The 23,755-nt window shown below is 60.1% G+C and carries 31 protein-coding genes; 23 read left to right on the forward strand and 8 right to left on the reverse strand.

Annotation, left to right across the window (positions count from 1 at the left end; translation table 11 throughout):
- Positions 1-5 precede the first annotated feature (5 nt).
- The 19 genes from AC07OJ_RS07625 to recX all read left to right on the forward strand — a co-directional run bounded on the left by AC07OJ_RS07625 (position 6) and on the right by recX (position 13,238).
- The gene (locus tag AC07OJ_RS07625) at positions 6-338 is read left to right on the forward strand and encodes a phage baseplate protein (RefSeq protein WP_495094328.1); all 333 of its coding nucleotides are present in this window, start codon (positions 6-8) and stop codon (positions 336-338) included.
- A complete protein-coding gene (locus tag AC07OJ_RS07630; protein WP_495094329.1) occupies positions 335-1,330 on the forward strand; it encodes a baseplate J/gp47 family protein in 996 nt (331 codons plus the stop codon). The genes AC07OJ_RS07625 and AC07OJ_RS07630 overlap by 4 nt, the downstream gene beginning before the upstream one ends.
- Complete coding sequence (locus tag AC07OJ_RS07635) at positions 1,327-1,956, forward strand: phage tail protein I (RefSeq protein WP_495094330.1); 630 nt, start codon at positions 1,327-1,329, stop codon at positions 1,954-1,956. The genes AC07OJ_RS07630 and AC07OJ_RS07635 overlap by 4 nt, the downstream gene beginning before the upstream one ends.
- Positions 1,957-4,020, forward strand: coding sequence for a phage tail-collar fiber domain-containing protein (locus AC07OJ_RS07640; protein ID WP_495094331.1), 2,064 nt, complete (start codon positions 1,957-1,959; stop codon positions 4,018-4,020). It begins immediately after the preceding gene.
- A gap of 11 nt (positions 4,021-4,031) precedes the next feature.
- Positions 4,032-4,421 (forward strand): tail fiber assembly protein, encoded by a 390-nt coding sequence (locus AC07OJ_RS07645; RefSeq protein WP_495094332.1) that lies wholly within the window; start codon positions 4,032-4,034, stop codon positions 4,419-4,421.
- 61 nt (positions 4,422-4,482) lie between these two features.
- Positions 4,483-4,683: a hypothetical protein gene (locus AC07OJ_RS07650; RefSeq protein ID WP_495094333.1), complete on the forward strand. Its 201-nt coding sequence runs from the start codon at positions 4,483-4,485 to the stop codon at positions 4,681-4,683.
- Positions 4,684-4,685: 2 nt separating this feature from the next.
- Positions 4,686-5,852 carry a phage tail sheath protein gene (locus AC07OJ_RS07655; RefSeq protein ID WP_495094334.1) on the forward strand — a complete coding sequence of 389 codons (1,167 nt, stop codon included), beginning with the start codon at positions 4,686-4,688 and terminating at the stop codon, positions 5,850-5,852.
- Positions 5,852-6,358 carry a phage major tail tube protein gene (locus tag AC07OJ_RS07660; RefSeq protein ID WP_495094335.1) on the forward strand — a complete coding sequence of 169 codons (507 nt, stop codon included), beginning with the start codon at positions 5,852-5,854 and terminating at the stop codon, positions 6,356-6,358. Before AC07OJ_RS07655 ends, AC07OJ_RS07660 begins: the two co-directional genes overlap by 1 nt.
- Positions 6,359-6,540: 182 nt before the next feature.
- Positions 6,541-7,113, forward strand: coding sequence for a phage tail assembly protein (locus AC07OJ_RS07665; RefSeq protein ID WP_120447749.1), 573 nt, complete (start codon positions 6,541-6,543; stop codon positions 7,111-7,113).
- Positions 7,110-7,235 (forward strand): hypothetical protein, encoded by a 126-nt coding sequence (locus AC07OJ_RS07670; protein WP_034102430.1) that lies wholly within the window; start codon positions 7,110-7,112, stop codon positions 7,233-7,235. The genes AC07OJ_RS07665 and AC07OJ_RS07670 overlap by 4 nt, the downstream gene beginning before the upstream one ends.
- 6 nt (positions 7,236-7,241) lie before the next feature.
- On the forward strand, positions 7,242-8,393 hold the full coding sequence (locus tag AC07OJ_RS07675; RefSeq protein WP_495094336.1) for a hypothetical protein: 1,152 nt from the start codon (positions 7,242-7,244) through the stop codon (positions 8,391-8,393).
- A complete protein-coding gene (locus AC07OJ_RS07680; protein WP_065903298.1) occupies positions 8,393-8,776 on the forward strand; it encodes a phage tail protein in 384 nt (127 codons plus the stop codon). The genes AC07OJ_RS07675 and AC07OJ_RS07680 overlap by 1 nt, the downstream gene beginning before the upstream one ends.
- Positions 8,769-8,981, forward strand: a complete 213-nt coding sequence (locus tag AC07OJ_RS07685) for a tail protein X (RefSeq protein WP_495094337.1) — start codon at positions 8,769-8,771, stop codon at positions 8,979-8,981. Before AC07OJ_RS07680 ends, AC07OJ_RS07685 begins: the two co-directional genes overlap by 8 nt.
- Before the next feature lie 9 nt (positions 8,982-8,990).
- Positions 8,991-10,001: a contractile injection system protein, VgrG/Pvc8 family gene (locus tag AC07OJ_RS07690; protein WP_213554014.1), complete on the forward strand. Its 1,011-nt coding sequence runs from the start codon at positions 8,991-8,993 to the stop codon at positions 9,999-10,001.
- A gap of 21 nt (positions 10,002-10,022) precedes the next feature.
- Positions 10,023-10,580, forward strand: coding sequence for a glycoside hydrolase family 19 protein (locus AC07OJ_RS07695; protein ID WP_282396538.1), 558 nt, complete (start codon positions 10,023-10,025; stop codon positions 10,578-10,580).
- Positions 10,568-11,038, forward strand: coding sequence for a lysis system i-spanin subunit Rz (locus AC07OJ_RS07700; RefSeq protein WP_495094338.1), 471 nt, complete (start codon positions 10,568-10,570; stop codon positions 11,036-11,038). The genes AC07OJ_RS07695 and AC07OJ_RS07700 overlap by 13 nt, the downstream gene beginning before the upstream one ends.
- Before the next feature lie 81 nt (positions 11,039-11,119).
- A complete protein-coding gene (locus tag AC07OJ_RS07705) occupies positions 11,120-11,620 on the forward strand; it encodes a CinA family protein (RefSeq protein ID WP_065903282.1) in 501 nt (166 codons plus the stop codon).
- 83 nt (positions 11,621-11,703) lie between these two features.
- Positions 11,704-12,762: a recombinase RecA gene (gene recA / locus AC07OJ_RS07710; protein ID WP_010170065.1), complete on the forward strand. Its 1,059-nt coding sequence runs from the start codon at positions 11,704-11,706 to the stop codon at positions 12,760-12,762.
- An 8-nt stretch (positions 12,763-12,770) separates the two neighbouring features.
- Positions 12,771-13,238: a recombination regulator RecX gene (recX, locus tag AC07OJ_RS07715; protein ID WP_065903279.1), complete on the forward strand. Its 468-nt coding sequence runs from the start codon at positions 12,771-12,773 to the stop codon at positions 13,236-13,238.
- 281 nt (positions 13,239-13,519) lie between these two features.
- Here recX and AC07OJ_RS07720 read toward each other — a convergent pair whose 3' ends face one another.
- Together AC07OJ_RS07720 and AC07OJ_RS07725 are read right to left on the reverse strand one after the other, a co-directional pair.
- Entirely contained in the window at positions 13,520-14,632 is a 1,113-nt protein-coding gene (locus tag AC07OJ_RS07720; protein ID WP_495094339.1) for an LOG family protein, read from the reverse strand.
- A 379-nt stretch (positions 14,633-15,011) separates the two neighbouring features.
- Positions 15,012-15,452: a PA3611 family quorum-sensing-regulated virulence factor gene (locus AC07OJ_RS07725; protein WP_065903274.1), complete on the reverse strand. Its 441-nt coding sequence runs from the start codon at positions 15,450-15,452 to the stop codon at positions 15,012-15,014.
- 178 nt (positions 15,453-15,630) lie between these two features.
- Between AC07OJ_RS07725 and AC07OJ_RS07730 the strand changes: the two genes are divergently transcribed.
- The 3 genes from AC07OJ_RS07730 to AC07OJ_RS07740 all read left to right on the forward strand — a co-directional run bounded on the left by AC07OJ_RS07730 (position 15,631) and on the right by AC07OJ_RS07740 (position 17,690).
- On the forward strand, positions 15,631-16,350 hold the full coding sequence (locus AC07OJ_RS07730) for a tRNA-uridine aminocarboxypropyltransferase (RefSeq protein ID WP_106804997.1): 720 nt from the start codon (positions 15,631-15,633) through the stop codon (positions 16,348-16,350).
- A gap of 251 nt (positions 16,351-16,601) precedes the next feature.
- Complete coding sequence (gene erdR, locus AC07OJ_RS07735; RefSeq protein WP_065903269.1) at positions 16,602-17,252, forward strand: response regulator transcription factor ErdR; 651 nt, start codon at positions 16,602-16,604, stop codon at positions 17,250-17,252.
- A 75-nt stretch (positions 17,253-17,327) separates the two neighbouring features.
- The gene (locus AC07OJ_RS07740; protein ID WP_017137081.1) at positions 17,328-17,690 is read left to right on the forward strand and encodes a diacylglycerol kinase; all 363 of its coding nucleotides are present in this window, start codon (positions 17,328-17,330) and stop codon (positions 17,688-17,690) included.
- Positions 17,691-17,693: 3 nt separating this feature from the next.
- Here the strand turns inward: AC07OJ_RS07740 and AC07OJ_RS07745 are convergent, their stop codons facing one another.
- Entirely contained in the window at positions 17,694-18,620 is a 927-nt protein-coding gene (locus AC07OJ_RS07745; protein ID WP_010212678.1) for a LysR family transcriptional regulator, read from the reverse strand.
- Between the two features lie 124 nt (positions 18,621-18,744).
- Between AC07OJ_RS07745 and fpr the strand changes: the two genes are divergently transcribed.
- Positions 18,745-19,524 carry a ferredoxin-NADP reductase gene (fpr, locus tag AC07OJ_RS07750; protein ID WP_003189055.1) on the forward strand — a complete coding sequence of 260 codons (780 nt, stop codon included), beginning with the start codon at positions 18,745-18,747 and terminating at the stop codon, positions 19,522-19,524.
- Between the two features lie 81 nt (positions 19,525-19,605).
- Here the strand turns inward: fpr and tsaA are convergent, their stop codons facing one another.
- From tsaA to rimO, 5 genes are all read right to left on the reverse strand, one after another.
- Positions 19,606-20,301, reverse strand: coding sequence for a tRNA (N6-threonylcarbamoyladenosine(37)-N6)-methyltransferase TrmO (gene tsaA, locus AC07OJ_RS07755; RefSeq protein ID WP_495094340.1), 696 nt, complete (start codon positions 20,299-20,301; stop codon positions 19,606-19,608).
- A 65-nt stretch (positions 20,302-20,366) separates the two neighbouring features.
- Complete coding sequence (locus AC07OJ_RS07760; RefSeq protein WP_043048901.1) at positions 20,367-20,828, reverse strand: YehS family protein; 462 nt, start codon at positions 20,826-20,828, stop codon at positions 20,367-20,369.
- A 68-nt stretch (positions 20,829-20,896) separates the two neighbouring features.
- Positions 20,897-21,607, reverse strand: coding sequence for an rRNA pseudouridine synthase (locus AC07OJ_RS07765; protein WP_106804994.1), 711 nt, complete (start codon positions 21,605-21,607; stop codon positions 20,897-20,899).
- Between the two features lie 183 nt (positions 21,608-21,790).
- Positions 21,791-22,261, reverse strand: a complete 471-nt coding sequence (locus AC07OJ_RS07770; RefSeq protein WP_120447757.1) for a GNAT family N-acetyltransferase — start codon at positions 22,259-22,261, stop codon at positions 21,791-21,793.
- Positions 22,262-22,364: 103 nt separating this feature from the next.
- Entirely contained in the window at positions 22,365-23,705 is a 1,341-nt protein-coding gene (gene rimO / locus AC07OJ_RS07775; protein WP_003231334.1) for a 30S ribosomal protein S12 methylthiotransferase RimO, read from the reverse strand.
- Between the last annotated feature and the right edge of the window lie 50 nt (positions 23,706-23,755).

Genomic DNA, 23,755 nt, shown 5'->3' on the forward strand with positions numbered 1-23,755 from the left:
TTGCCATGATCGGAATCGACAGGAACACCGGGGCAGCCGTGGATGACTGGCTGCAATTTGTACAGCGCGCCACCCGAGCGCTGACCACCCCCGTGGGGACACGCCAGAAGCGCCCGTTGTACGGCTCGATGGTCCCGCAACTGCTCGGCCAGAACCTCGGCGATGACCTCTTGCTCCTCGCCCAAAGCCATGCCGCCCAAGCCTTTTTCAACCATCAGAACGGCATCGCCGACTTCCAACCCCAGGTCATCGTCGCCACTCGCCAGGGCGCCGGCCTGCTGCTGCGTTTTGCCGGCACCTGGAAAAACCGCCAACAGACTTTTGAGGTCGTGACATGAGCATGTTGATCCCAGGCCAGAACCAACTGGCGGAACCGGCGATTATCACGGTCGACGCGTTCGAGCCGTTGCTCGCCGAGTTCAAGGCGTTTGTCGTCGACTATGTCGCCACCCGAGCACCGCAAAGCGCGGCCAAGCTCAAGGTCAGCCTCGACAATGAAAGCGAACTGCTGACCCTGGCCCTGGAAGCGTTTTGCGTGCGCTTGCAAACCCACGAACGCAAGTACAACGCCCGCATCAAGCAGATGCTGGCGTGGTGGGCGACCGGCAGTAACCTGGATGCGCGCCTGGCGGACATGGGCCTTGAGCGCCAGGTGCTCGATCCAGGCGATCCCGCCGCGTTCCCGCCCGTGCCGTCGACGCTGGAAAGCGATGATGATGCCCGCCTGCGCTATTACCTGGCGCCCCATGCGCCGGCAGCAGGCTCGCGCATGCAGTATCGCCGTGAGGTGTTCACCCTCGGCGAGCGGCCGGCGGTGAAGGTGCAAAGCGCCACCCCTGGCGTGGTGACCGTCAGCTACACCTTTGATCCGGACGGTTATGCGGCCCAGGTCAAGGACGGAAACGCGCGACGCACCGCGCCCGGTGAAGTGATGGTCACTGTGCTGTCCAGAGAGGGTGATGGCAGTGCTTCTGCCGATTTGCTTGACGGTGTGCGTCGACATTTCGCACGGCCCGATGTACGACCGGAAACTGACCTCGTCACGGTCCAAGGTGCACAGATTCAACACTACAAGATTCGCGTGGTGGCCAAGATCAATGCCGGTCCGGATTCGGGCCTGACCCAAGTGGCTGCACAACAGCTGCTGCAAACCTATGCCGACTCCTGCCATCGCCTGGAAGGGCGCGTCGACCCAAGCTGGATCGACTACGCCATCCACAGTGCCGGCGCCGCGCAGTTGCAAATCCTCGAACCGCTGCAGCCGATCATCAGCACGGCATTCCAGGCCCCGCACTGCACGGGCGTCGAGGTGGAGGTGCGCACGCTATGACTGAACCCAAAGCGAGCTTGTTGCCCGCCAACAGCTCACCACTTGAGAAAGCTCTGGACCTGGGGTTCGGCTATTTGCTGGAGCGGGTCACGCCGCCTTTCCCACAGTTGATGGACCCGGATCACACGCCTTCGGCGTTCTTGCCCTACCTGGCAGCGGACCGCGCGGTGAACGAATGGAGCACCACGGCCCCCGAGGCGGAGAAGCGCCTGACCGTCAAACTTGCCTGGCCCACCGCGCGACAGGCCGGTACCCGCCAGGCCCTGGAAAATGCGGCCAAGGGCTTGCAACTGAGCCCCGAAGTGCGCGCTTGGTACGAACAGAAACCACCGGGTGTGACCTACAGCTTTGCCGTACGCGCCTGGACCGATTTGCCCTACAGCGAAACCATCGATGCCCGACTCGACCGCCGCTTGGCCGATGCCAAAAGCGAGCGCGACATCCTGTCGATCTCGGTGGGCCTGAGTGCTTTCGGTCGCCATGTCATTGGCGCCGCCACGCTGTGCGGCGAACTCACCACGATCTACCCAAGCGTGCTGGCTGGCGTCGAGGCCGCGGGCCGCGCCTTTATGGCGGCCGGTCTGTACAGCGTCGAAACCACCACCCTTTATCCACAGGAGCACTAAATGGCTGACTATTACACCCTGCTCACGAATGCGGGGATCGCCTACGAAACCGCCTGCAAGGCGGCTGGCGTGCCGATCAAACTGGCGCAGATTTCTGTCGGCGACGGCAACGGCGCCGTCTACAACCCCGATGCCAGCGCAAAAGCGCTGAAACGCGAAGTCTGGCGCGGGCCGCTGAATGCGCTGTTCCAGGACGAGAAAAACGCCAACTGGCTGATGGCCGAAGTCACCATTCCATCGGATGTCGGCGGCTGGTATGTGCGTGAAGCCGGGCTGTGGACGGACACCGGGATCTTGTATGCCATCGTCAAGTATCCAGAGTCGTATAAGCCGGTGTTGGCGACGTCGGGCTCGGGGAAAGAGTTTTATATTCGCTCGATCTTCGAGACGAGTAACGCCTCGATTGTGACGTTGTTGATTGATGACACGGTGGTGAAGGCGACTCGGGCTTGGGTGATGGATTATCTGGGCAGGCAGCTGGCTGAGGGGACTTATACCAAGGCTGAGATTGAGACGCTGATTGCTCAGTCCTCGGCGCTGCCGGTGGGTTCTATGGTTGCGTTTCCAGTCGACAAGGTCCCGGTTGGGTTCCTGGAAATTGACGGTAGCGTGAAGAGTGCGTCGGCATATCCCGATTTGGCGAAGTTTCTAGGTACGGCGTTCAATAAGGGGGATGAAGGGGCGGGGAATTTCCGGCTGCCGGAGTCGCGTGGGGAGTTTTTGCGGGGTTGGGATCATGGGCGGGGGGTTGATGCTGGGCGAATGATCGGCTCCCCTCAACTCGATGCATTCCAGGGGTTCACTCCTGCTGGTTCGATCGCCTATTCGAAACATGACTCCGCTCGATTTAAAGATCTGCGTGGGGTGCCGTGTTTCAACGGCGCTGGTGGCACAACTCCGGCAATTGCATTGGACTGGGACGCCACAGTTGTTTCAGTCGATAGCTGGTCACTGACCGGTGGATTCATTGTCAGCGATGATGTGCATGGTACGCCACGGGTGGAGTCTGAAACCCGCCCGCGCAACCTCGCGGTGATGTGGTGCATCAAAGCCTGGAACGCCCCCATCAATCAGGGAAATATCGACATTGCCGCGCTGGTCAGTGAACTTGATGCACTGAAGTCTGCTGTTCCAGTCGGCTCGATTGTTCCTTTCCCCAAAGCAGCTGTACCACCGGGGTATCTGGAACTGGACGGCAGTGTGCAAAGCATCGCCGCCTATCCGGATCTGGCCAGGTATCTTGGTACCACTTTCAATACCGGTAGCGAAGCAGCAGGCTTCTTTCGCCTGCCTGAGTCGCGTGGGGAATTCCTGCGTGGCTGGGATCATGGGCGTGGTATCGACGCCGGGCGAGATATTGGGACTGCACAAAAAGGCAGCCTGCAAACGGTAGATTCGACGATCACAACAGTCACTGTTACCGGTCTATATAACGCAAGTGTCACGCCTGAATCGAATGCCCGAACATCGTACGGGTTGGACATCGCCAACCCTTCTGACTACCCAGGTGCCGCATATGGAGGCGTTGCGGGTAGTGGGGGCACGATGGCTGCCGAGGGTAATAATTTCGGCGTCACCCGCCCTCGCAACCTGGCAGTCATGTGGTGCATCAAGGCCTGGAACGCACCAGTCAATCAAGGAACCATCGACGTCTCGGTACTCGCTTCACAGGCAACCGAAACCAATCAAGGCACTGCGAAAGTTGGTACGCAAACTCAAGTAAATGCTGGGATAAATGACGAAGTCATAGTAACGCCAAAGAAACTTCGTTTGGGCTTTGCTGCTTCGCTTACAGCCAACGGATACCTAATGTTCCCCTCTTGGCTAGGCGGCCTGACAATCCAATGGGGCAGCGTAACTTCGTCAGCGGCAGCGCTGAGTTTTCCAATAGCATTCGCCACGAACTGCACCTATCTGGGAGCTACTGCGAATGTTGACGCCAACTCTGGGGGCGGCAGTACGGAGTACATGACGATGGGAACAGTCATATCGAACACGCAGTTTAAAATGAGAACGGGCACTGTAAATGGCGTTCCTGTTAGATGGTTGGCAGTTGGTTACTGAGGAGTTATCCCATGTATTACTTTGATCCCCGTACATCAGGTTTTTATTTGCACAAAGTTGACGGTGCAGTGGCGCTTTCAAATGAAGCCTATTGGGGGTTGATCAGCGGCCAGTCAGAAGGCCGCGTCATTGTCATAGACAATGACGGTCAGCCAGTGTTGAAAGTGCCGGAAAAGACTCATGAAGAGCTACTTTCAGAGGCGAGCGCGAGGGCGAATACTCTACTCGCCGTTGCGACTACACGGATTGCTCCATTGCAAGACGCCGAAGACCTTGGTAATGCCTCTCTACTCGAAATTGCTCTACTCAAAGAGTGGAAGCAGTACCGTGTTGACGTCAATCGAGTTTCAGATCAAACGGGCTACCCCATGAGTGTCGATTGGCCAGCCCCTCCTGCCTGATCAGCAACTAAACCATTCCAGCCGCCATTGAGCGGTTTTTTTGTGCCTGGAGATCCTAGATATGACCCACCGCCAAACCTACACCGTCCTCATCCCTTTCCCCACCGGCGCCGGCCATTGGTCCACCGCCGGCCAGCAACTGGAACTGCTGGACGTCGAAGCATCCGCCCTGCGCACCGCCGGCCGCCTGGAACTCACCAGCGTCCTTGCTGCGCAGCAAACCATCCCGGCCAAAAAGGCCACTACCAAGAAGGCTGACTAATCATGGCTGAGGTTTTGAACTTCGAGCACAACGGTATCACCGTCAATGCCACTGAATCCCCCGAGGCCATGGGTGGCCTTGGCGACAACGTGATCGGTCTGGTCGGCACTGCGCCGAATGCGCATGCGTCGATCCCCAAGAACGCGCCGTTGCGCATCAACAGCTTCACCACCCAGGCGCTGCTGGACCCCACCGGTGCTGAGTCGGGCACGCTGTTTCACGCCGTCTACCAGATCCTCAAAGTGGTGAAGGTACCGGTGTACGTGGTGATCGTGGAGGAGGGCGCGACACCGGCCGACACCCTCAACAACGTGATTGGCGGTGACGAGCCGATCACCGGTCGCAAGTTGGGCCTGGCGGCACTGGCGAATGTGCCGGAAGACCTGACCATCATCGGTGCCCCGGGCTTCACCGGCACCAAGGCCGTGGCCGGCGAGTTTGCCGCGTTCGGCAAGCGCATCAAGGCCCGCGTGGTGCTGGATGGCAAAGACGCGAGCGTCGCCGACCAAGTGACCTACAGCGGCGAACTGGGTGGTGCCGACCTCGGTTTCGACCGTTGCCTGCTGGTGCACAACATGCCGTCGGTGTACTCCAAGGCGGCGAAGAAAAACGTGTTCCTCGCCCCCTCGTCCCTGGCTATCGCCGCGTTGGCGAAGGTCAAGCAGTGGGAAAGCCCGGGCAATCAGGTGACGTTCGCCGAGGACGTGTCCCGCGTGGTCGAGTACAACATCCTCGACACCTCCACCGAGGGCGATCTGCTCAACCGCTACGGCGTGAGCTACTACGCGCGCACCATTCTTGGCGGCTTCTCGCTGCTGGGCAACCGCTCGATCACCGGCAAGTTCATCAGCTACGTGGGCCTTGAAGATGCGATCAGCCGCAAGCTGGTCAAGGCCGGCCAGAAAGCCATGGCCAAGAACCTCACCAAGTCCTTCATGGATCAGGAGATCAAGCGCATCAACGACTGGCTGCAAACCCTGGTCGCCGACGAAACCATCCCCGGCGGCAGCGTGTACCTGCACCCGGAATTGAACAGTGTCGAAAAGTACAAGAACGGCACCTGGTACATCGTCATCGACTACGGCCGCTACGCGCCGAACGAACACATGATTTATCAACTCAATGCCCGCGATGAAATCATCGAGCAGTTCCTGGAGGACGTTCTCTAATGTTTACCAATCGAGTCAGACAGGCCATTGCGGCCACCCTTCAAGGCCTGCCATTGTCCGCGACGGTGGAGGAGTTCTCCCCGCCGAAGATCGAGTTCGAAATGGAGCCCATGTCCGGCGGGCGCTTCATCGCCGAAGAAATGGCCAAGAGCGGCAAAGTGCTCGGCGCAACCCTGGTGCTGCAAGGCGCCGGCCCGGAAGTCATGTTGGCGCTGGGCGTGCGCCTGGGTGATGACATCCTGCTGAACGTGCGCGAAGCCGGCCAGGACCAGGACGGCAAGACCTATTTCATTTACCACACAGTCGGCGGCAAGCTGAAATCCCTGACCGAGGCCAAGCTGAAAATGGGCGAAAAGGTCACCACCACCCTGGAGCTGTCCTGCCGCACTTACAACCGCTTGGAAAACGGTATTTCGGTGATCGACATCGACGTGCGCACCCAGAAGTTCGTGCTCAACGGCGTCGACATCCTCGGCGACGCGCGCCGCGCTGTATTGATGCCGTAAGGGCTACCGTGACCTGAAGTGGACACAGCCAATGTGGGCGCCGGGCTTGCCCGCGATGCAGGCGGCTCGGTGTGCCTGGTGCACCGAGCTGTTGCCATCGCAGGCAAGCCAGCTCCCACATTGACCGCGCGCAGCTTTAGATTTGCGCTGCTTTCAACATCGCTTAAACAAGGAGTTGCCCCATGGCCTGGATGCCACCGCTGCATGTCCTGCTGTCCCCGATCACCGCCGATACCGGCGCGACGATCCAGCAGGTTCAACTCAAACCGCTGTACTACGCCGCGCAAAAAGACGCGCTGGCCCGGGCCGGTGATGACGAGGATGACCAGTTCTTCGAACTGGCGAAACTCGCCACCGGCCTGTCGGAAAAAGAGCTCGACCAACTCAAGCGACCGGACTACGTGACCATCGCCCAATACGTACACGAGATGTCGACTCGTCCGGCGTCATTCTTCCTTGGCGAACAAACGGAATCGCCCCACGACCAGCCCGTCCAGCTGTTGCTGCCCCTCGACGCAGCGGGCCGCACCCTGACTGAACTGGTCCTGGAAATGCCCGCCCTGCGTGCCACCAAGGTGATGAAGAAACTCGCCACCAACAAGGAGCGCGCCGAATTCATCACCGCGCATTGCAGCGGCTTGATGATCCCCGATCTCGCCGGCCTGACCGTGCCCGACTGGACCGAATTGCAGGAGCGCATCGACCATTTTTTAAATCAACCGGCGGCCTTCTTTCGCAACGCGACATCGAAGTGATCCTCGATGTGGTGCCGCTGGTTTACTCGGTAAATGAAGCGGAGATCCTCGATTGGGATGCCGCAAAAGCATTGCGCCGCTACGACATCGCGATGACTCGCCTTGGCGTTAAACAGGAGTAGAGCGGGATGCAAGAGACTAAATATGGGCTCAGGCTAGCCCAGGAGGACTTCCGCTGGATGTTCGGCGAGGCGGATCTAGGCAATGTGCTGGCACCGTTTTCCACAAGTGCTGCGGCACCTGTAAGCCTGGAGGCGGCCTCGCAGCTGCCGTTCGAACTACGCTCCGCGTTGGTCACCCTCAGCGTGGACATCAACGCCTTGATCCAGGAGCAAGTGCGACTGCGCGAGACGCTGGAGACGCTCAACAGCACGTTGTTCATCAATGGCGACTCTCTGGTGCCCAAAGCGGCTGATGTCTCCACGAGCGCATTGAAAGATAAGCCCGAGAAGCCCGCTGATGGTCCTTTTGCGAGCGCGGCCAAGGCGGTTGGAGGCGAGTTGTGGGACGCGTTGAAAAGCAAAGCTGCTGAAAAAACGATTGATTTGGCCTTCGACCTACTCATTAAGAGCGCCAAAGGTTTCAAAAATCGGGGTTGGCGTGGTTCAGGCCTAACGAACCCGTTCGGAAAAAAACGCCAGGCCTTGGTTGCTTCGCCACCAGGCATTCAACCGGGTGCGACCACGCAAAGCTTTCAATCCTTTGCCGGGGCAAGCGTTGCAGCACCAACGTTATCGCGGCTAAACCTATCTTCGGGTGCCCTGAACGATGCCTTTGCCACGCTCGGGTCCACCGGCATTCGACGGCTGGCGCCATTGAGAACCGCCGAAGCCACCCTGGACGTGATTCGGGGCGTACGCAACGGCGACGCCAAAGCCATCGGCACCGGCCTGAGTACGGCCGGCGGTGCCTGGGCGGGCGCTTCTGCCGGCGCGGCAATTGGCACTCTGGTCTTCCCCGGCGCAGGCACCGTGGTCGGCGGGGCCCTGGGTGGCTTATTGGGCAGTGAGGCAGGCGCCTGGCTGGGTGAAAAACTGTTCGGTTCGAGTGACCGCCTGCCGCCGCCGAACGCGGTCGGCAAAGAGCTCAACAGCGCTCGCGCCGACAACGTTCAAGTTTCGATTGCCCCGAGTATCCAGATCACCGGTGTCAACCCGGCAGACGCCCAGCAAGTGGCCAATCAAGTGATCCAGGCCCTGCAATTTCAATGCGTGCCAATGCTCACCGACTCGCTGGGGATCCGGCGCAACGCGGCACTGACCGACCCAGGAGGTGATTGATGCGACAGCAAATGGTACTGGGCGACTTTATCTTTGGCCTTTCCCGAGGGTTTGCCTACTCCACGTTGTCCCGTGGCAGCGACGGCGGCTGGAGCGACCTGGCGATTATCGCCAGCAAGCCGCAGTCGCGGCAAAGCGGACAGAAGCTGGAAAAACTCACGTTTACCGGCGCCGCCATGTACGGCATCGGCATGCAGCGACTGGATGAACTGCGCGCGCTGCAAAACAAGCGGGCGCCTTTGCCGCTGGTGGATGGGATCGGCCGAAACTGGGGCCTGTGGCGTATCAATTCGGTGCAGGAAAACCAGAGCAATGTGATTGATGACGGCACCGCCATGGTCATGACTTGGATCCTTGAACTGGAGGAATTCGTCAATGCGTAGAGTGCGAAGTATCGCCGGTGATTCGGTCAATCTGCTGCTCTATCGTGAGTTGGGGCGTTGCGACGATGTGGCTGAAGAAACCCTGTGGCGCTTGAACCCGGATCTTGCCGAGTACGGCCCGGTGCTACCGGCGGGCGTGTGGGTAATCGTGCCGGAGATGCAATCACGGTCGGCTGCGTTGCGGCCTGTCCTGGCGTGGGATTGAGGAGGTTTTATGGCTCAGGGATTTACGCCGATCGTGGAGTTTTACGGCGCCAATGCGGCATTGCTTAATCAACGGATCATGAGCTGGAGTCACACCGACGCGGCGGGTATCGAGTCTGACCGGCTGGAGCTGACGCTCAATATCGAAGACCTCGAAGGTCTGCCGAGCTTGAGCGGCAAGATCGGCATGCGCGTCGGCTACTCAGAGTCGGGACTGGTAGAGAAGGGCGAGTTCGTGATTACCCAACGTACCCCCGTCCTGTTTCCCATGCGCCTGATGATCGTCGCGACGGCCGCACCTTTCAGCGTGGGCGACCCGCGCGGTTACCGTCAGCGGCGCTCCGCCAGTTACGGGCCTACGACCCTGGGGGCACTGTTTCGGCAATTGGTCGGCCGGCATGGTTTTTCGCCGCGTGTGGCGCCGTCGCTGGAGGGTATTGCGATTGCTCATATCGACCAATCCAATGAAAGCGACATGGCGTTTATCACGCGACTGGCCAGGCGCTACCACGCGGTGACGAAGCCGTTCAACGAGTTGTATGTGCTGGCCGAAGCGGGGCAAGTCAAATCGGTGTCCCTTAAACAATTGCCGGAGGTGAAGTTGTCCGTGACCCAGGATAACCGTCCCGGTGACCAGGCCTTCATAACCGCCACGCTCAACGATAAAACCCGTTCCAAATACATGGGCAGCCGTGTCACCTGGTGGGACGTTGCCGGTGGCAAACAGCACGTGGTCGAGGTCGGGGTCGCGCCTTTCAAGACCCTGCGCCAGCGTTGCCAGAACGAAGAGGAAGCGCGTGCCGTCGCTGAAGGTGAACTGCGTCGCGTCGGGCGAGAGGGGCTGGAGATGGTGATTGATTGCCCTGGTAACCCGTTGGTGGCTGCCGAAGGGCTGCTGCGCCTGGATGAAACCTGGCCGGCGTATATGCAAGGCCAGTGGTCGATAACCAAGGTGATCAATGCGGGGGACCCGGTAAAGGGCTATCGCAGCACGATCACGGCCGGTGGTTTGTCTACGTAAGGACCTTTGAAGGTGAACGTGGTGGTGATAACTCAGCCTCAATTGATTCAGATCATGCCTGGAGCCCGCCGTGTAGCGGGCATTTTTTTAGCGGCTTTCAATGCCGCCTTTATCCGGTACCAGATCAACAGCGTGCAGCGCGCTGCCGCCTTTCTCGCCCAGATCGGCCACGAGTCCGGCGAATTGCACTACATGCGCGAACTGGGCAGTGACGCGTATTTGAGCAAGTACGATACCGGTGCATTGGCTGTGCGCCTGGGCAACACGCCCGAAGCGGATGGTGACGGCCAACTGTACCGGGGGCGGGGGCTGATCCAGATCACCGGCCGCCGCAACTACCTGGCCTGTAGCCAGGCCCTGTTCGGCGATGATCGTCTGTTGCGGGAGCCGACATTGTTGGAGCAGCCGCAATGGGCGGTCGAATCGGCCGCCTGGTTCTGGCAGAGCAACGGCCTGAACGAGCTGGCGGATCACGACCAGTTCACCACCATCACACGGCGTATCAACGGTGGGCTCAATGGGCTGGAGGACCGTTTGCGCCTGTGGGCGCGCGCCAAGGCGGTGTTATGCGTGTCTTAGGCGTGTGCCGCCTGATCGGTGTCTGCCTGCTGGTGGCTGTTGTCTGGCAGGTGCAGGCGTGGCGGTACGGGGTGCAGATTGAACGCTTGTCGGCACTGCAGGTTCAGGCAATCTTGCAGCAACAGCAGGCTGAACAGGACAAACGGCTGGCCCTGGAGCAACAGCTCAGTGCCAGTGACCAACAACATGCCCGGGAATTGAGCGATGCCCAACGTCATCAGGCAGCTCTGCGTGATCGCCTGGCCACTGCTGATGTGCGGTTGTCAGTCCTTCTCGACGCCTGCAGTGGCTGTCCAGTGCCAGCCACCGCCACCGCCGGCGGCGTGGTTCATGCAGCCGCGCGAGCCCGACTTGACCCGGCGCATGCTCAGCGAATTATCGGCATCACCGACGACGGTGATAACGCCCTGATTGCCTTGCGCGCCTGCCAGGCGTATGTGCGCGCCATCGCCCGCTAATCTCTTGATCCAGTCTGTCGCTTGCATGCGCGATTTGCTCCTGTAGGGTAGGCAAACCCCCACCCACTTCTGGAGATGACCGTGAAGGAAATCACTCAACTTGCCGCTGAACTGGGTCGCCGCTTGCAGGTACTCAATGCGCACGTCACCACGGCCGAATCCTGCACCGGTGGCGGTATCGCCGAGGCGATCACGCGGATTCCCGGCAGTTCGGCGTGGTTCGAGGCAGGGTATGTCACCTATTCCAACCGTCAGAAAACCCGTCAGTTGAATGTGCCCGAGGCGTTATTTCCCAAGGTCGGTGCGGTCAGCCAGGAAGTGGTCGAAGCGATGGTGCGCGGCGCTCAGGAAAAAAGCCTGGCGCGGTTCGCCGTGGCGGTGAGTGGAGTGGCCGGGCCGGATGGCGGTTCGCCGGACAAACCGGTGGGCACGGTGTGGCTCGCGTTTGGCGTGGGTGACGAGGTTACGGCCGAGCTTGCGCACTTCCCTGGCAGTCGCGACGAAGTCCGCCGACAGACGGTAAAGGCCGCCCTTGAAGGCTTGATGCGACGAGCTGCAGCAGAAATAGACAATCAGGGGTAGGCGATCTCTGATCTTTGTGGAACAATACTGTCTACTTATACAGGTGTTGGCCGTCAGGCCTTATTGATTACGTGAGGACTTTAATGGACGACAACAAGAAGAAAGCCTTGGCTGCGGCCCTGGGTCAGATCGAACGTCAATTCGGCAAGGGTGCCGTAATGCGTATGGGCGATCACGACCGTCAGGCGATCCCGGCTATTTCCACTGGCTCTCTGGGTCTGGACATCGCGCTCGGCATTGGCGGCCTGCCAAAAGGCCGTATCGTTGAAATCTACGGTCCTGAATCTTCCGGTAAAACCACCCTGACCCTGTCGGTGATTGCCCAGGCGCAAAAAATGGGCGCGACCTGCGCGTTCGTCGACGCCGAGCACGCCCTGGATCCTGAATACGCCGGCAAGCTGGGCGTCAACGTTGACGACCTGCTGGTTTCCCAGCCGGACACCGGTGAGCAAGCCCTGGAAATCACCGACATGCTGGTGCGCTCCAACGCCATCGACGTGATCGTGGTCGACTCCGTGGCTGCCCTGGTGCCGAAGGCTGAGATCGAAGGCGAAATGGGCGACATGCACGTGGGCCTGCAAGCCCGTCTGATGTCCCAGGCGCTGCGTAAAATCACCGGTAACATCAAGAACGCCAACTGCCTGGTGATCTTCATCAACCAGATCCGTATGAAGATCGGCGTGATGTTCGGCAGCCCGGAAACCACCACCGGTGGTAACGCGTTGAAGTTCTACGCTTCGGTCCGTCTGGACATCCGTCGTACTGGCGCGGTGAAAGAAGGTGACGAGGTGGTGGGTAGCGAAACCCGCGTTAAAGTCGTGAAGAACAAAGTGGCCCCGCCTTTCCGTCAGGCCGAGTTCCAGATTCTCTACGGCAAGGGTATCTACCTGAACGGCGAGATGATCGACCTGGGCGTGCTGCACGGCTTCGTCGAGAAGTCCGGTGCCTGGTATGCCTATAACGGCAGCAAGATCGGCCAAGGCAAGGCCAACTCGGCCAAGTTCCTGGCGGACAACCCGGATATCGCCGCCACGCTTGAGAAGCAGATTCGCGACAAGCTGCTGACTGCAGCGCCAGACGTGAAAGCTGCCGCCAACCGTGAGCCGGTTGAAGAAGTAGAAGAAGTCGACACTGACATCTGAAGCAAACGATGACAGTTGTACTGGATACACTCGTCGCCGTTCGGCGCACTGCGATGGACCTGCTCGCTCGCCGCGAGCATGGTCGAGTCGAGCTGACGCGTAAGCTGCGTCAGCGCGGTGCGGAGCCTGAGATGATCGAAACCGCCCTCGACCGGTTGACGGAAGAGGGGCTGCTTTCCGAGTCCCGTTACCTTGAAAGCTTTGTTTCCTACCGAGCCCGCTCGGGCTACGGCCCGGCGCGCATTCGTGAGGAACTGAGCCAGCGAGGCCTGCAACGCGCGGATATTGACCTGGCCCTGCGAGAGTGCGGGATCAGTTGGCAGTCGCAACTGGAAGACACTTGGCGTCGCAAGTTCTCGGGCCATCTTCCCATCGATGCCAAAGAGCGCGCGAAGCAAGGGCGCTTCCTCAGTTATCGCGGGTTTTCGATGGACATGATCAGCCGCTTGCTCAGCGGTAAGGCCATGGACGACTGACATCTTGGTGCCTCGCCTGCTCTCATGCCCCGTCTCCCGTGGCAAACGAGTTTCTGTAGCAAACGGGCCTCTGTGGTACACCTGCTTCTATGGCAAACGGGTGTCTGTGGCAAACGGGCGTCTATGGCAAAAGGGCGCCTATGGCAATCGGGCTTCTGTGGCGAGCGGGCTTGCCCCGCGTTGGGCTGCGAAGCAGCACCAATCCCCTCCACCCGCCCAAAATGATCCCCCCAAAAGGCCCGCTATGAAAATAGTGGGCCTTTTGTCGTTCCTTCAAAAAATCAAGCCGGCTCCGGCGCCAACCGCTGCTGCGCCTTCCCCTGAGCCTGTGCCCAGTTCTCCGGCAAGTTGATGTAATCCACCAACTCTCGCAACCGGCCCTGATCGCGGCCATTGAAGTTGAACACCAACCGCGTCAGATGGCTGAACCTTGGCTCGTCATGCTCCTCGCCCGTGTAGGCAAGTTGCTGGAACTCCCCACTCAATCGCAGGCTGGCAAACTCGCTTTGCAAATGGGCCAACGCTCGATCACTGAGCGGGTGATTCATGCGCACCACAAACTCGCGTTTCAGCCAGCGTGTGGAGTGGAAGTTGGCATAAAACTGATTGATCTCTTCCACCGCCTCTTCGGCGCTGTAGACCAGCCGCACCAGCTTGAGGTCAGTCGGCAGGATATAGCGATTGGCTTCCAGCTGGCTGCGGATGAAGTCCAGGGCGCCCTGCCAAAAGCCGCCTCCGGGTGCATCCAGCAATACCACGGGCACCAGCGGGCTCTTACCGGTCTGGATCAGGGTCAGTACTTCCAGGGCTTCATCCAGGGTGCCGAAACCACCCGGGCACAACACCAACGCATCGGCTTCCTTGACGAAGAACAGCTTGCGAGTAAAGAAGAAGTGGAACGACAGCAGGTTCTCGGTGCCATCGATAGTCGGGTTGGCATGCTGTTCAAACGGCAGGGTGATATTGAAGCCCAAGCTGTGTTCCAGGCCGGCACCTTCATGGGCTGCCGCCATGATGCCGCCGCCGCCGCCCGTGATCACCATCAGGTCCGAGCGTGCCAGGGCCGCGCCCACTTCCCGGGCCAGCGCGTACAGCGGGCTTTCCACCGGGGTACGGGCCGAGCCAAACACCGTGACTTTGCGCCGGCCCTTGAACTGTTCCAGTACACGGAAGGCATGGTCCAGCTCGCGGATGGCTTGCAAGGTTATCTTGGCGTTCCAGCGGTTGCGGTCATCCTGGGCCATGCGCAGCACGGTCAGGATCATGTCGCGATACAGGGGAATGTTCGGGCTGTTGGGAGCGACCAGTTGGAGTTGTGCTTCGACCTGTTGTGTAAGGTCGGTCCCGTTTTCTTCAAAATGACGGAGCAGGTGGTCATTCGGTTCGTAAGGCATTCAACTTCTCCTTCTTCACAGAGACCGGGCCATCGGCGAGAGATTCGTCCGGGGGCCACGACACTGCATGTGTCGCTGCATACCCAATGCATTGCACGTGTTCGCGAGGCAGCAAACGGGCTCTGTATGTTCCTTGTGATTTAAAAACCTTTGCACTGCAAGTCGCAGGAGGGCAACCCTCTTTTGCCCTGAAAATGTTACAGAACGGCGTGGAAACCGTTGTCGACGGGCGGTTGGGATAGCTTGATCATGGGCCGAAAAACCCTTGGCTGGCAACCGCTTATTGGTCACTCATCAGCAAGTTTAGCCGTGTGAAGGGAGTTGACGCGGGGGGGGAGTGCGCGCCACCGAAAAGCAGCGCGCTGGGGGCAGGCAAAGGTTACTTTTTCTTCTTGGCGGCAGCCGGTGCCGGGCAGTCCGCTTCCACGAACTTCACCGATGCCACAGGACGGTTGGTCTTGTTCTCGGTGATTTCGTAGCGCATTACCGCGCCCTTGGCCATCAGCTCGCGGTAGCCTTTGTTCAGGCACACGCTTTGACCCAGCTGGAAATACACAGCCTTGGGGTTGGCACGCATCTGTTCGGCGCGGTCGGGCAACACGCTCAAGTGATCGATCAGTTGCATACCTTCAACGGTGTAGGCCACTTCCAGGGTTTTTTCGTCGATTTCCCGGGGCAGGTCCTTGTTGCTCTCGGCCGCGACGCTTTGCAGCTTCCGGTTCATTTGGGCCTCCAGCAGCGAGGCCGCCTGGGCGCCGACGGGCAATACCAGCGCAAGGGCGATGGAAGGGGCGGCAAGACGCAGCATGGAACGCAGCATGAAACTCTCCTGATTCGGTTACTGGTGCATAGACCAGCCACTGCGCTGTGCGTTCAGTGGCGCGCAATTATAGGTGAGCCGTTGCCACTACAGCCAGGCGTATCGCTGGTAAACTGCCGCCACTTCAGTCTTCCACGAGTTTTTCCGTGTCGATCTACCCCTCTTTACGGCTCACCCAATGAGCCACGCCGTTTCCCGCCTGCGTACCCAGCGCCTGGCGCGGGCCGTCAGGCCGTTTCTGAACCGTGGCTCGCGGGCCGAACGCTGCCCCGGCTGCCGCGTGATCCCCGAGTATTGCCTGTGCGCCTGGCGACCCAAGGTCGCGGCCAGGTCGGCGATGTGCCTGTTGATGCATGATGTCGAGCCGATGAAGCCCAGCAACACCGGCTGGCTGATTGCCGATGTGATCGACGACACCACGGCGTTTGCCTGGTCGCGCACTGAAGTCGACCCGGAGTTGCTCACCTTGCTGGCTGACCCGCAGTGGCAACCCTATATCGTATTCCCCGGCGAATTTGTCGCGCCCGAGCGCGTCGTCAGCGCAGTGGCGGTGGAGGAGGGCAAGCGCCCGTTGTTCATCCTGCTGGATGGCACGTGGAGCGAAGCGCGCAAGATGTTCCGCAAAAGCCCGTACCTGGAGCATTTGCCGGTATTGAGCCTGGCGCCCGAGCAGCTCTCGCGCTACAAACTGCGTCGCTCCAAGCGCGATGACCATTTCTGCACCGCCGAAGTCGCGGCCTTGTGCCTTGAGTTGGCCGACGATGGCGCCGCCAGCGAAGTGCTGGACGCCTACCTCGACGTCTTCAGCAGCCATTACCTGGCCGCCAAGTTCCAGCTGCCCCTGGACCCGACCGACATCGTCCATACTCGTCTGGCACCTTATATACCTGCGGTATAACCAGACGACGTTTGCATGATGGCACCGTAAACCCGCGCCCCGCTAAAATGCCCGCGGGCGTAGTGCTTGACCCCCCAGGCTGCGCTGGGCATGCTGGGCGCCGATTGGGGTGCAACCGTGAATTTTCGACGTCGTTCAAGTGCTTTTGACGTTGAACGTACCCTGTGGCGTCGGCTGCCTGGCTGTCGCCTTGTGTCTTGGTGAACCCTGAACCCATCAGGGCTGCCATAAAAAACAGGATCATTTAATCAATGGCCACATACGAAATCCTGATAGCCGATGACCACCCGCTGTTTCGCAGTGCGCTGCATCAAGCCGTCACCCTGGGCCTGGGCCCTGACGTACGCTTGGTCGAAGTGGCCAGCATTGCCGAACTGGAAGCGCGCCTCACCGAAAAATCCGACTGGGACCTGGTGCTGCTCGACCTGAACATGCCGGGTGCCTACGGTTTCTCCGGGCTGGTGCTGCTGCGCGGGCAATACCCGCAGATTCCCGTGGTGATGGTTTCGGCCCAGGAAGAAGCCGATGTGGTGGTGCGCTCCAAGGAGTTTGGCGCCAGCGGTTTCATTCCCAAGTCCAGCTCGATGGAAGATATCCAGAAAGCAGTACGCACCGTGTTGGATGGCGATGTGTCCTGGCCGCCGCAGGCGTTTGAAGAAATCAACGTGTCGGACGAAGCCAAGGCCGCCCGCGATGGCCTGGCCAGCCTCACACCCCAGCAGTTCCGCGTGCTGACCATGGTCTGCGAAGGCTTGTTGAACAAGCAGATTGCCTTCGAGCTGAGCGTGTCCGAAGCGACGATCAAGGCCCATGTGACGGCGATCTTCCGCAAGTTGGGAGTGCGTACACGCACCCAGGCGGCGCTGCTCTTGCAACAACTTGAGTCAATTTCGCAGCACTAAGCTGTCAGCGATTCACGCTTTTTTGACTTGGCGTGATCTAGTTTCCCCACTTCTTTGGTTCAGTTGCCTACGTCTATGTCGCCTTTCAAGGGTCAAACCGGTATCAAACGTATCTTCAATGCAGGGGGTTACTCCCTGGATGGCCTGCGCGCGGCGTTCACTGGCGAGGCGGCCTTCCGTCAGTTGGTGCTGCTCAACGTTATCCTGATCCCGCTGAGCTTTTTCCTGCACGTCAGCCGGGTGGAGCGGGCGTTGCTGATCGCGGTGTGCCTGCTGGCGCTGATCGTAGAATTGCTCAATTCGGCGGTCGAGGCGGCCATCGACCGTATTTCCCTGGACCGCCACCCGCTGTCGAAAAATGCCAAGGACATGGGCAGCGCCGCGCAATTTGTAGCGCTGACCATGATCACGCTGGTGTGGGCCGTGATCCTGATCTAACCCTCAGGCAATGCTTGGCAGCACGATCTCGTCGCTGCGCTGAACCCCGGCGGTGAAGGCGCGGCACAGCTCGAGGAATTCGCGCATCGCCGAGGTCTGGTACTTCTGTTTGTGCCAGATGAAGTAGAACTGCCGGGCCAGGTCCAGGTCCGGGGTTTCCACCGGCACCAGGCTGCCGCGGCGGAATGCGTCGCGCAGCGCCAGGCGAGAGATGCAGCCAATCCCCAATCCCGACTCCACCGCCCGCTTGATCGCCTCGGTATGTTCCAGCTCCAGGCGGATATTCAGCGCGCTGCGGTGATGGCGCATGGCCTGGTCGAACGTCAGGCGCGTGCCTGAGCCTTGTTCGCGCAGGATCCAGGCTTCGTGGGTCAGCTCGTCCATGCTCGCCACTCCGCGCTTGGCCAGGTGATGCTGCGGCGCGCAAAACACCACCAGCTCATCTTCTACCCAGGTTTGTACCTCGATGTCCGGGTGGCTGCAGTCGCCTTCGATTAGACCCAGGTCAATTTCGTAGTGCGCCACCTGGTGCACGATATGTGCAGTGTTCTGCACATGCAGCTTCACCTGGCTCTCGGGGTGCTGTTGCATGAAGCTGCCGATCAGCAACGTGGCCAGGTAATTGCCGATGGTCAGGGTGGCGCCCACCGCCAGCGAGCCGAAGCCGGACTTGCCGTTGAGCAGGTCCTCGATCTCCTTGGCCTGGTCCAGCAGCGCCACCGCCTGGGGTAACAGCTGGTGACCCAAGGCGTTGAGACTCAGGCGCTTACCGGCGCGGTCGAATAATTGGCAGCTGGATTGGCGCTCCAGCTCGGTGATCGAGGTGCTGGCGGCGGATTGCGATAAGGCCAGAAGGCCAGCAGCGCGCGAGACGCTTTCCTGCTGGGCGACGGCGACGAAGACTTGCAGTTGACGGAGAGTAAATCGCATATCGATATAACCGATAACCCTTATCTTAATAATCCAGTTAACAGATATTGTCGCCGCCATTAGAATGCTGTGCAATTGCGCACCTATCATTTGGCGCAGACCCATTTCCAGGAGTCCCCCGTACATGAGCAACATGAACCACGAGCGTGTCCTCAGTGTTCATCACTGGAACGACACTCTGTTCAGCTTCAAGTGCACCCGCGATCCGGGCCTGCGCTTCGAGAACGGTCAGTTCGTGATGATCGGCCTGCAACAGCCCAACGGCCGCCCGCTCATGCGCGCTTACTCGATTGCCAGCCCGAACTGGGAAGAGCATCTGGAGTTCTTCAGCATCAAGGTGCCCGATGGCCCGCTGACTTCCCAATTGCAGCACTTGAAGGAAGGCGACGAGATCATCATCAGCAAAAAACCGACAGGCACCCTGGTGCTTGACGATTTGAAGCCGGGCAAACACCTGTACCTGCTCAGCACTGGTACTGGCCTGGCGCCGTTCATGAGCGTGATCCAGGACCCGGAAACCTACGAGCGTTTCGAAAAAGTGATCCTGTGCCACGGCGTGCGTTACGTCAATGAAGTCGCCTACCGCGAGTTCATCACCGAACACCTGCCGCAGAACGAATTCTTCGGCGAAGCGCTGCGTGACAAGCTGATCTACTACCCGACCGTGACCCGCGAGCCGTTCGAGAACGAAGGCCGCCTGACCGACCTGATGCGCAGCGGCAAGCTGTTCAGCGACATCGGCCTGCCACCGATCAACCCCGAGGACGACCGCGCCATGCTGTGCGGCAGCCCGAGCATGTTGGACGAGACCAGCGAAGTGCTGAACAGCTTCGGCCTGAAGGTTTCGCCACGCATGCGTGAGCCGGGCGACTACTTGATCGAACGCGCCTTCGTCGAGAAGTAACCCCTGCAGGAGCCGGCTCCTACAGTAAAAAGAAAAGCCCGCGTTGCCTGAAGGCAGCGCGGGCTTTTTCATGTCTGCGGTTTATTGGGCCGCAACCACTTCCAGCACGCAAATCATCCCGGCCTCGGGATAGTGCCAGCGCACATCCACATCCCAGAACTGCGCGCCATATTCACGCTCCGGCCCCGGGGTTTGATACGCCGGCCGCGGATCCTGGGCCAGGCACTGCTCGATCAGCGCCACCAACGGCTCGTCAAGGCGTTGGGCGTGGCCTTGTGCCTGATGCAACGCGGTCTTCAGCCACTGCACCGTAATCAGCGGCGGCGCGCTGCTGGCGATGTGGTTGGTGGCCGTGTCGATGATGTCGGCATAGGGCACATACGGCTTGATATCCAATACCGGCGTGCCGTCGAGCAAATCGAGCCCGGAAATCCACAGCATGCCCGGTTCGACCCTGTCCAGCTTGACCACCGATTGACCAATGCCGTTGGGCCGATGCGTCGCGCGGGTGGCAAATACGCCCATGGACGTGTTGCCGCCCAGGCGCGGCGGGCGCACCTTGAGGCGCGGCTTGTCTTCCAGTGCCTGGTGAAACAGGAACAACAGCCACACATGGCTGACCTGCTCCAGGCCCTGCACCGCCTCACCCTGGTCGAATGGCGCGACCAATTCCAGCACGCCCCGTGCGGCAGGCGCCAGTTGCGGCTGGCGCGGGATGGCGAACTTCTCCTTGAAACAGGAGCGGACAAAGCCGATGGGCGAGACGCTGTAACTCATTTTTGAAGCCTCAAGTGGCAAACTTCAAGCTGCAAGCTCTTGGCGCTTGAAGCTTGTAGCTGTTTTTAAGCTCTGACGCGCAGCGTCAGCCCCTTGAGGAAGTTGCGCAGCAACTGGTCGCCGCACGGGCGGTAGTTGGTGTGGCCGAACTTGCGAAACAGCGCGCTCAGCTCCGGCTTGGACACCGGGAACTCGGCGGCCTTGAGGATGGCGTGCATGTCGTCTTCCTTCAGCTCGAAGGCCACGCGCAGCTTCTTGAGGATGATGTTGTTGGTCACCGGGGTCTCGATCGGCTGCGGCGGACGGCTTTCGTCCTTGCCGCGCTTGAAAATCACCAGGCCGTCGAGGAAATGGGCCATGACTTCATCCGGGCAGAACACAAAGCCTTCTTCCTCATCTTTCTTGAGGTAGGTCAGCAGGTCTTCCTTGGTCACGTCCATGCCGCCGAGTTTGATGATCTCGACCATCTTGTTATCGCTGATATCGAGCATGTAGCGCACGCTGCGCAGTACGTCATTGTGAATCATGGTGGGCAATCCTGGTTTTCAACGGTGGACACCGCCGGGTGAGGCGGTATCGAGAAAAGGTGCGCGGCTTAGAACTTCTCTTTGCCGGACATATAACGCCATTGGCCAACCGGCACTTTGCCGATGGACACGCCGCCGATGCGGATGCGGCGGACGGCGACGACTTTCAGGCCAACGGCTTCGCAGAACAGGGCGATCACGCCCGGTTGCGGGTTTTTCATGGCAAAGCGCAGGCGGTTTTCGTTCTGCCAGCTGGCTTTCACGGCAGGCAGCTCTTTGCCTTTGTAGGTCAGGCCGTGGTTCAGGCGGTTGAGGCCGTGCGCAACCATGTCGCCTTCGACCTCGACCACGTATTCCTGCTCGATCTTGGCGGCATCGGCGGTCAACTTGCGCAGGATCTTCCAGTCCTGGGTGAAGACCAGCAGCCCGCTGGCCTTGGCTTGCAGGTCGGCGCTGGCGCTCAGGCGCAGGAAATGGCCCTTGAGCGGGCGTTTGCCGAAGCGATGCTCTTCGGACAAGGTCTCGGCGCTGATCGACGCCAATGCCGTCTCGGCATCCACGCCGGCAGGCGCGTGCAGCAGGATGGTCACCGGCTCCGGCGCAGTGGCCTTGGCTTCGGGGTCCAGCTCGACGTTCTGCGTGGTGACCTTGAACTGCGGCTCGTCGATCACTTCGCCGTCCACCGAGACCCAGCCGCCTTCGATAAACAGCTCAGCCTCCCGACGGGAGCAACCGACCAGTTCGATGAGGCGTTTGGAGAGGCGTATGGGGTCAGTCATGACAAGGGCCGTAACAAAAGGGGGCGGTTATTGTACCTGCCTGGCGCCGGTTAATCCCGGCCCCATTTCAGTGCTGCTGCTTTTTGTCGGAGCTTGCCTGCGATGGCGTCGCCTCGGTACACCCGATACACCGAGTTGTCTGCATCGCAGGCAAGCCAGCTCCCACAGGTGTTCTGCGCTGTGTCAGCCACTGCGTAGCTGTTGCTGCTGGCGCAAGCGCATGTGCAGCAACGGATACGGCTGCCCAAGGCCATCATGCTCCGTGCGTCCGATCACCTCGAACCCCTGCTTGAAGTAAAACCCCAGGGCCTGCGGGTTTTGCTCGTTCACGTCCAGTTCGTCGGCATTCATGCGCTCGACCGCGTAGCGCAGCAGTTGGCGGCCGAGGCCCTGGCCGCGGTGCTGCGGGTCGATGAACAGCATCTCGACCTTGCCCGCAGCGACGCCGGCAAACCCGGTGATGCGTTGGCGCGAGTCCTTGGTGCAAATCAGCATCACCGCGTCCAGGTAGCGGGTCAGCACCAGGTTTTTCAGCAACTCGATGTAACTGTCTGGCAGAAAATCGTGGGTGGCCCGCACCGATGCCTCCCAGATGCGTGCCAATTCGGCGTAATCGCTGATTTTAGGTGTGTGGATAACCGAATGCTGACGCATGCCCGCTGCCCCTTTGCCTTGATGTGCGCTGATGGGCAAAACGATAGACCTAAAAAAGCCCCGCATCTTGTCCAGAGGCAGGGCTTTTTCAAAATATTACACGTCAGTCACGCTTCTCGGCCCACAGGTCGTATTCGTCGGCGTCCGTCACGGTGCACCAGACCTTGTCACCCGGCTTCAAACCGCTGGCATCGTCGATAAACACGTTACCGTCGATCTCCGGGGCATCGAAGAAGCAGCGGCCGACCGCGCCTTGCTCGTCGACTTCGTCGATCAATACTTCGATTTCCTTGCCGATGCGCAATTGCAGGCGCGCCGAGCTGATGGCCTGCTGGTGCGCCATGAAACGCTCCCAACGGTCCTGCTTGACGTCATCCGGCACCACGGCCAGGTCCAGCAGGTTGGCCGGAGCGCCTTCCACCGGCGAGTACTGGAAGCAGCCGACGCGGTCCAGTTGGGCCTCTGTCAGCCAGTCCAGCAGGTACTGGAAGTCTTCTTCGGTTTCGCCGGGGAAGCCGACGATAAAGGTCGAGCGAATGATCAGCTCCGGGCAGATCTCGCGCCAGTTCTTGATGCGCGCCAGGGTCTTGTCTTCGAAAGCCGGGCGTTTCATGGCTTTCAGGACTTTCGGGCTGGCGTGCTGGAACGGGATGTCCAGGTACGGCAGGATCTTGCCGGCGGCCATCAACGGGATCAGCTCGTCTACGTGCGGATACGGGTAAACGTAGTGCAGGCGCACCCACACGCCGAGGCTGCTGAGGGCTTCGCAGAGCTCGGTCATGCGGGTTTTCACCGGCGCGCCGTTCCAGAAGCCGGTGCGGTATTTCACGTCGACGCCGTAGGCGCTGGTGTCCTGGGAGATCACCAGCAGTTCTTTCACGCCGGATTTGACCAGGCGCTGGGCCTCGTCCAGTACATCACCGACCGGGCGGCTGACCAGCTTGCCGCGCATCGAGGGGATAATGCAGAAGCTGCAGCTGTGGTTGCAGCCTTCGGAAATCTTCAGGTACGCGTAGTGGCGCGGGGTCAGCTTGATGCCTTGCGGCGGCACCAGGTCGATCAGCGGGTTGTGGTCCTGGCGCGGCGGCACGACTTCGTGCACGGCGTTGACCACCTGCTCGTACTGCTGCGGGCCGGTCACGGCCAACACGCTTGGGTGCACGTTGCGGATATTGCCTTCTTCCACGCCCATGCAGCCGGTCACGATGACCTTGCCGTTTTCCTTGATGGCCTCGCCGATCACTTCCAGCGACTCTGCCTTGGCCGAGTCGATGAAGCCGCAGGTGTTGACCACCACCACATCGGCGTCCTGATAAGTGGACACCACGTCATAACCTTCCATGCGCAGTTGGGTCAGGATGCGTTCGGAGTCGACCAGAGCCTTCGGGCAACCCAGGGAAACAAAGCCAACCTTGGGGTTGGCCTTTGCGATGGTGGTGGACATGTCTAACCTCGGTATTGAATGACGCCGCCAGTCGGGCACGACAGGGCTGC

The sequence above is a fragment of the Pseudomonas sp. GW821-FHT09C08 genome, from assembly GCF_059418125.1.

What these genes read in the sequence shown, in the direction of transcription:
- AC07OJ_RS07625 (WP_495094328.1), top strand. Translation starts at nt 6, where the DNA reads ATGATCGGAATCGACAGGAACACCGGGGCAGCCGTGGATGACTGGCTG.
- AC07OJ_RS07630 (WP_495094329.1), top strand. Translation starts at nt 335, where the DNA reads ATGAGCATGTTGATCCCAGGCCAGAACCAACTGGCGGAACCGGCGATT.
- AC07OJ_RS07635 (WP_495094330.1), top strand. Translation starts at nt 1,327, where the DNA reads ATGACTGAACCCAAAGCGAGCTTGTTGCCCGCCAACAGCTCACCACTT.
- AC07OJ_RS07640 (WP_495094331.1), top strand. Translation starts at nt 1,957, where the DNA reads ATGGCTGACTATTACACCCTGCTCACGAATGCGGGGATCGCCTACGAA.
- AC07OJ_RS07645 (WP_495094332.1), top strand. Translation starts at nt 4,032, where the DNA reads ATGTATTACTTTGATCCCCGTACATCAGGTTTTTATTTGCACAAAGTT.
- AC07OJ_RS07650 (WP_495094333.1), top strand. Translation starts at nt 4,483, where the DNA reads ATGACCCACCGCCAAACCTACACCGTCCTCATCCCTTTCCCCACCGGC.
- AC07OJ_RS07655 (WP_495094334.1), top strand. Translation starts at nt 4,686, where the DNA reads ATGGCTGAGGTTTTGAACTTCGAGCACAACGGTATCACCGTCAATGCC.
- AC07OJ_RS07660 (WP_495094335.1), top strand. Translation starts at nt 5,852, where the DNA reads ATGTTTACCAATCGAGTCAGACAGGCCATTGCGGCCACCCTTCAAGGC.
- AC07OJ_RS07665 (WP_120447749.1), top strand. Translation starts at nt 6,541, where the DNA reads ATGGCCTGGATGCCACCGCTGCATGTCCTGCTGTCCCCGATCACCGCC.
- AC07OJ_RS07675 (WP_495094336.1), top strand. Translation starts at nt 7,242, where the DNA reads ATGCAAGAGACTAAATATGGGCTCAGGCTAGCCCAGGAGGACTTCCGC.
- AC07OJ_RS07680 (WP_065903298.1), top strand. Translation starts at nt 8,393, where the DNA reads ATGCGACAGCAAATGGTACTGGGCGACTTTATCTTTGGCCTTTCCCGA.
- AC07OJ_RS07685 (WP_495094337.1), top strand. Translation starts at nt 8,769, where the DNA reads ATGCGTAGAGTGCGAAGTATCGCCGGTGATTCGGTCAATCTGCTGCTC.
- AC07OJ_RS07690 (WP_213554014.1), top strand. Translation starts at nt 8,991, where the DNA reads ATGGCTCAGGGATTTACGCCGATCGTGGAGTTTTACGGCGCCAATGCG.
- AC07OJ_RS07700 (WP_495094338.1), top strand. Translation starts at nt 10,568, where the DNA reads ATGCGTGTCTTAGGCGTGTGCCGCCTGATCGGTGTCTGCCTGCTGGTG.
- recA (WP_010170065.1), top strand. Translation starts at nt 11,704, where the DNA reads ATGGACGACAACAAGAAGAAAGCCTTGGCTGCGGCCCTGGGTCAGATC.
- recX (WP_065903279.1), top strand. Translation starts at nt 12,771, where the DNA reads ATGACAGTTGTACTGGATACACTCGTCGCCGTTCGGCGCACTGCGATG.
- AC07OJ_RS07720 (WP_495094339.1), bottom strand. Translation starts at nt 14,632, where the DNA reads ATGCCTTACGAACCGAATGACCACCTGCTCCGTCATTTTGAAGAAAAC.
- AC07OJ_RS07725 (WP_065903274.1), bottom strand. Translation starts at nt 15,452, where the DNA reads ATGCTGCGTTCCATGCTGCGTCTTGCCGCCCCTTCCATCGCCCTTGCG.
- AC07OJ_RS07730 (WP_106804997.1), top strand. Translation starts at nt 15,631, where the DNA reads ATGAGCCACGCCGTTTCCCGCCTGCGTACCCAGCGCCTGGCGCGGGCC.
- erdR (WP_065903269.1), top strand. Translation starts at nt 16,602, where the DNA reads ATGGCCACATACGAAATCCTGATAGCCGATGACCACCCGCTGTTTCGC.
- AC07OJ_RS07740 (WP_017137081.1), top strand. Translation starts at nt 17,328, where the DNA reads ATGTCGCCTTTCAAGGGTCAAACCGGTATCAAACGTATCTTCAATGCA.
- AC07OJ_RS07745 (WP_010212678.1), bottom strand. Translation starts at nt 18,620, where the DNA reads ATGCGATTTACTCTCCGTCAACTGCAAGTCTTCGTCGCCGTCGCCCAG.
- fpr (WP_003189055.1), top strand. Translation starts at nt 18,745, where the DNA reads ATGAGCAACATGAACCACGAGCGTGTCCTCAGTGTTCATCACTGGAAC.
- tsaA (WP_495094340.1), bottom strand. Translation starts at nt 20,301, where the DNA reads ATGAGTTACAGCGTCTCGCCCATCGGCTTTGTCCGCTCCTGTTTCAAG.
- AC07OJ_RS07760 (WP_043048901.1), bottom strand. Translation starts at nt 20,828, where the DNA reads ATGATTCACAATGACGTACTGCGCAGCGTGCGCTACATGCTCGATATC.
- AC07OJ_RS07765 (WP_106804994.1), bottom strand. Translation starts at nt 21,607, where the DNA reads ATGACTGACCCCATACGCCTCTCCAAACGCCTCATCGAACTGGTCGGT.
- AC07OJ_RS07770 (WP_120447757.1), bottom strand. Translation starts at nt 22,261, where the DNA reads ATGCGTCAGCATTCGGTTATCCACACACCTAAAATCAGCGATTACGCC.
- rimO (WP_003231334.1), bottom strand. Translation starts at nt 23,705, where the DNA reads ATGTCCACCACCATCGCAAAGGCCAACCCCAAGGTTGGCTTTGTTTCC.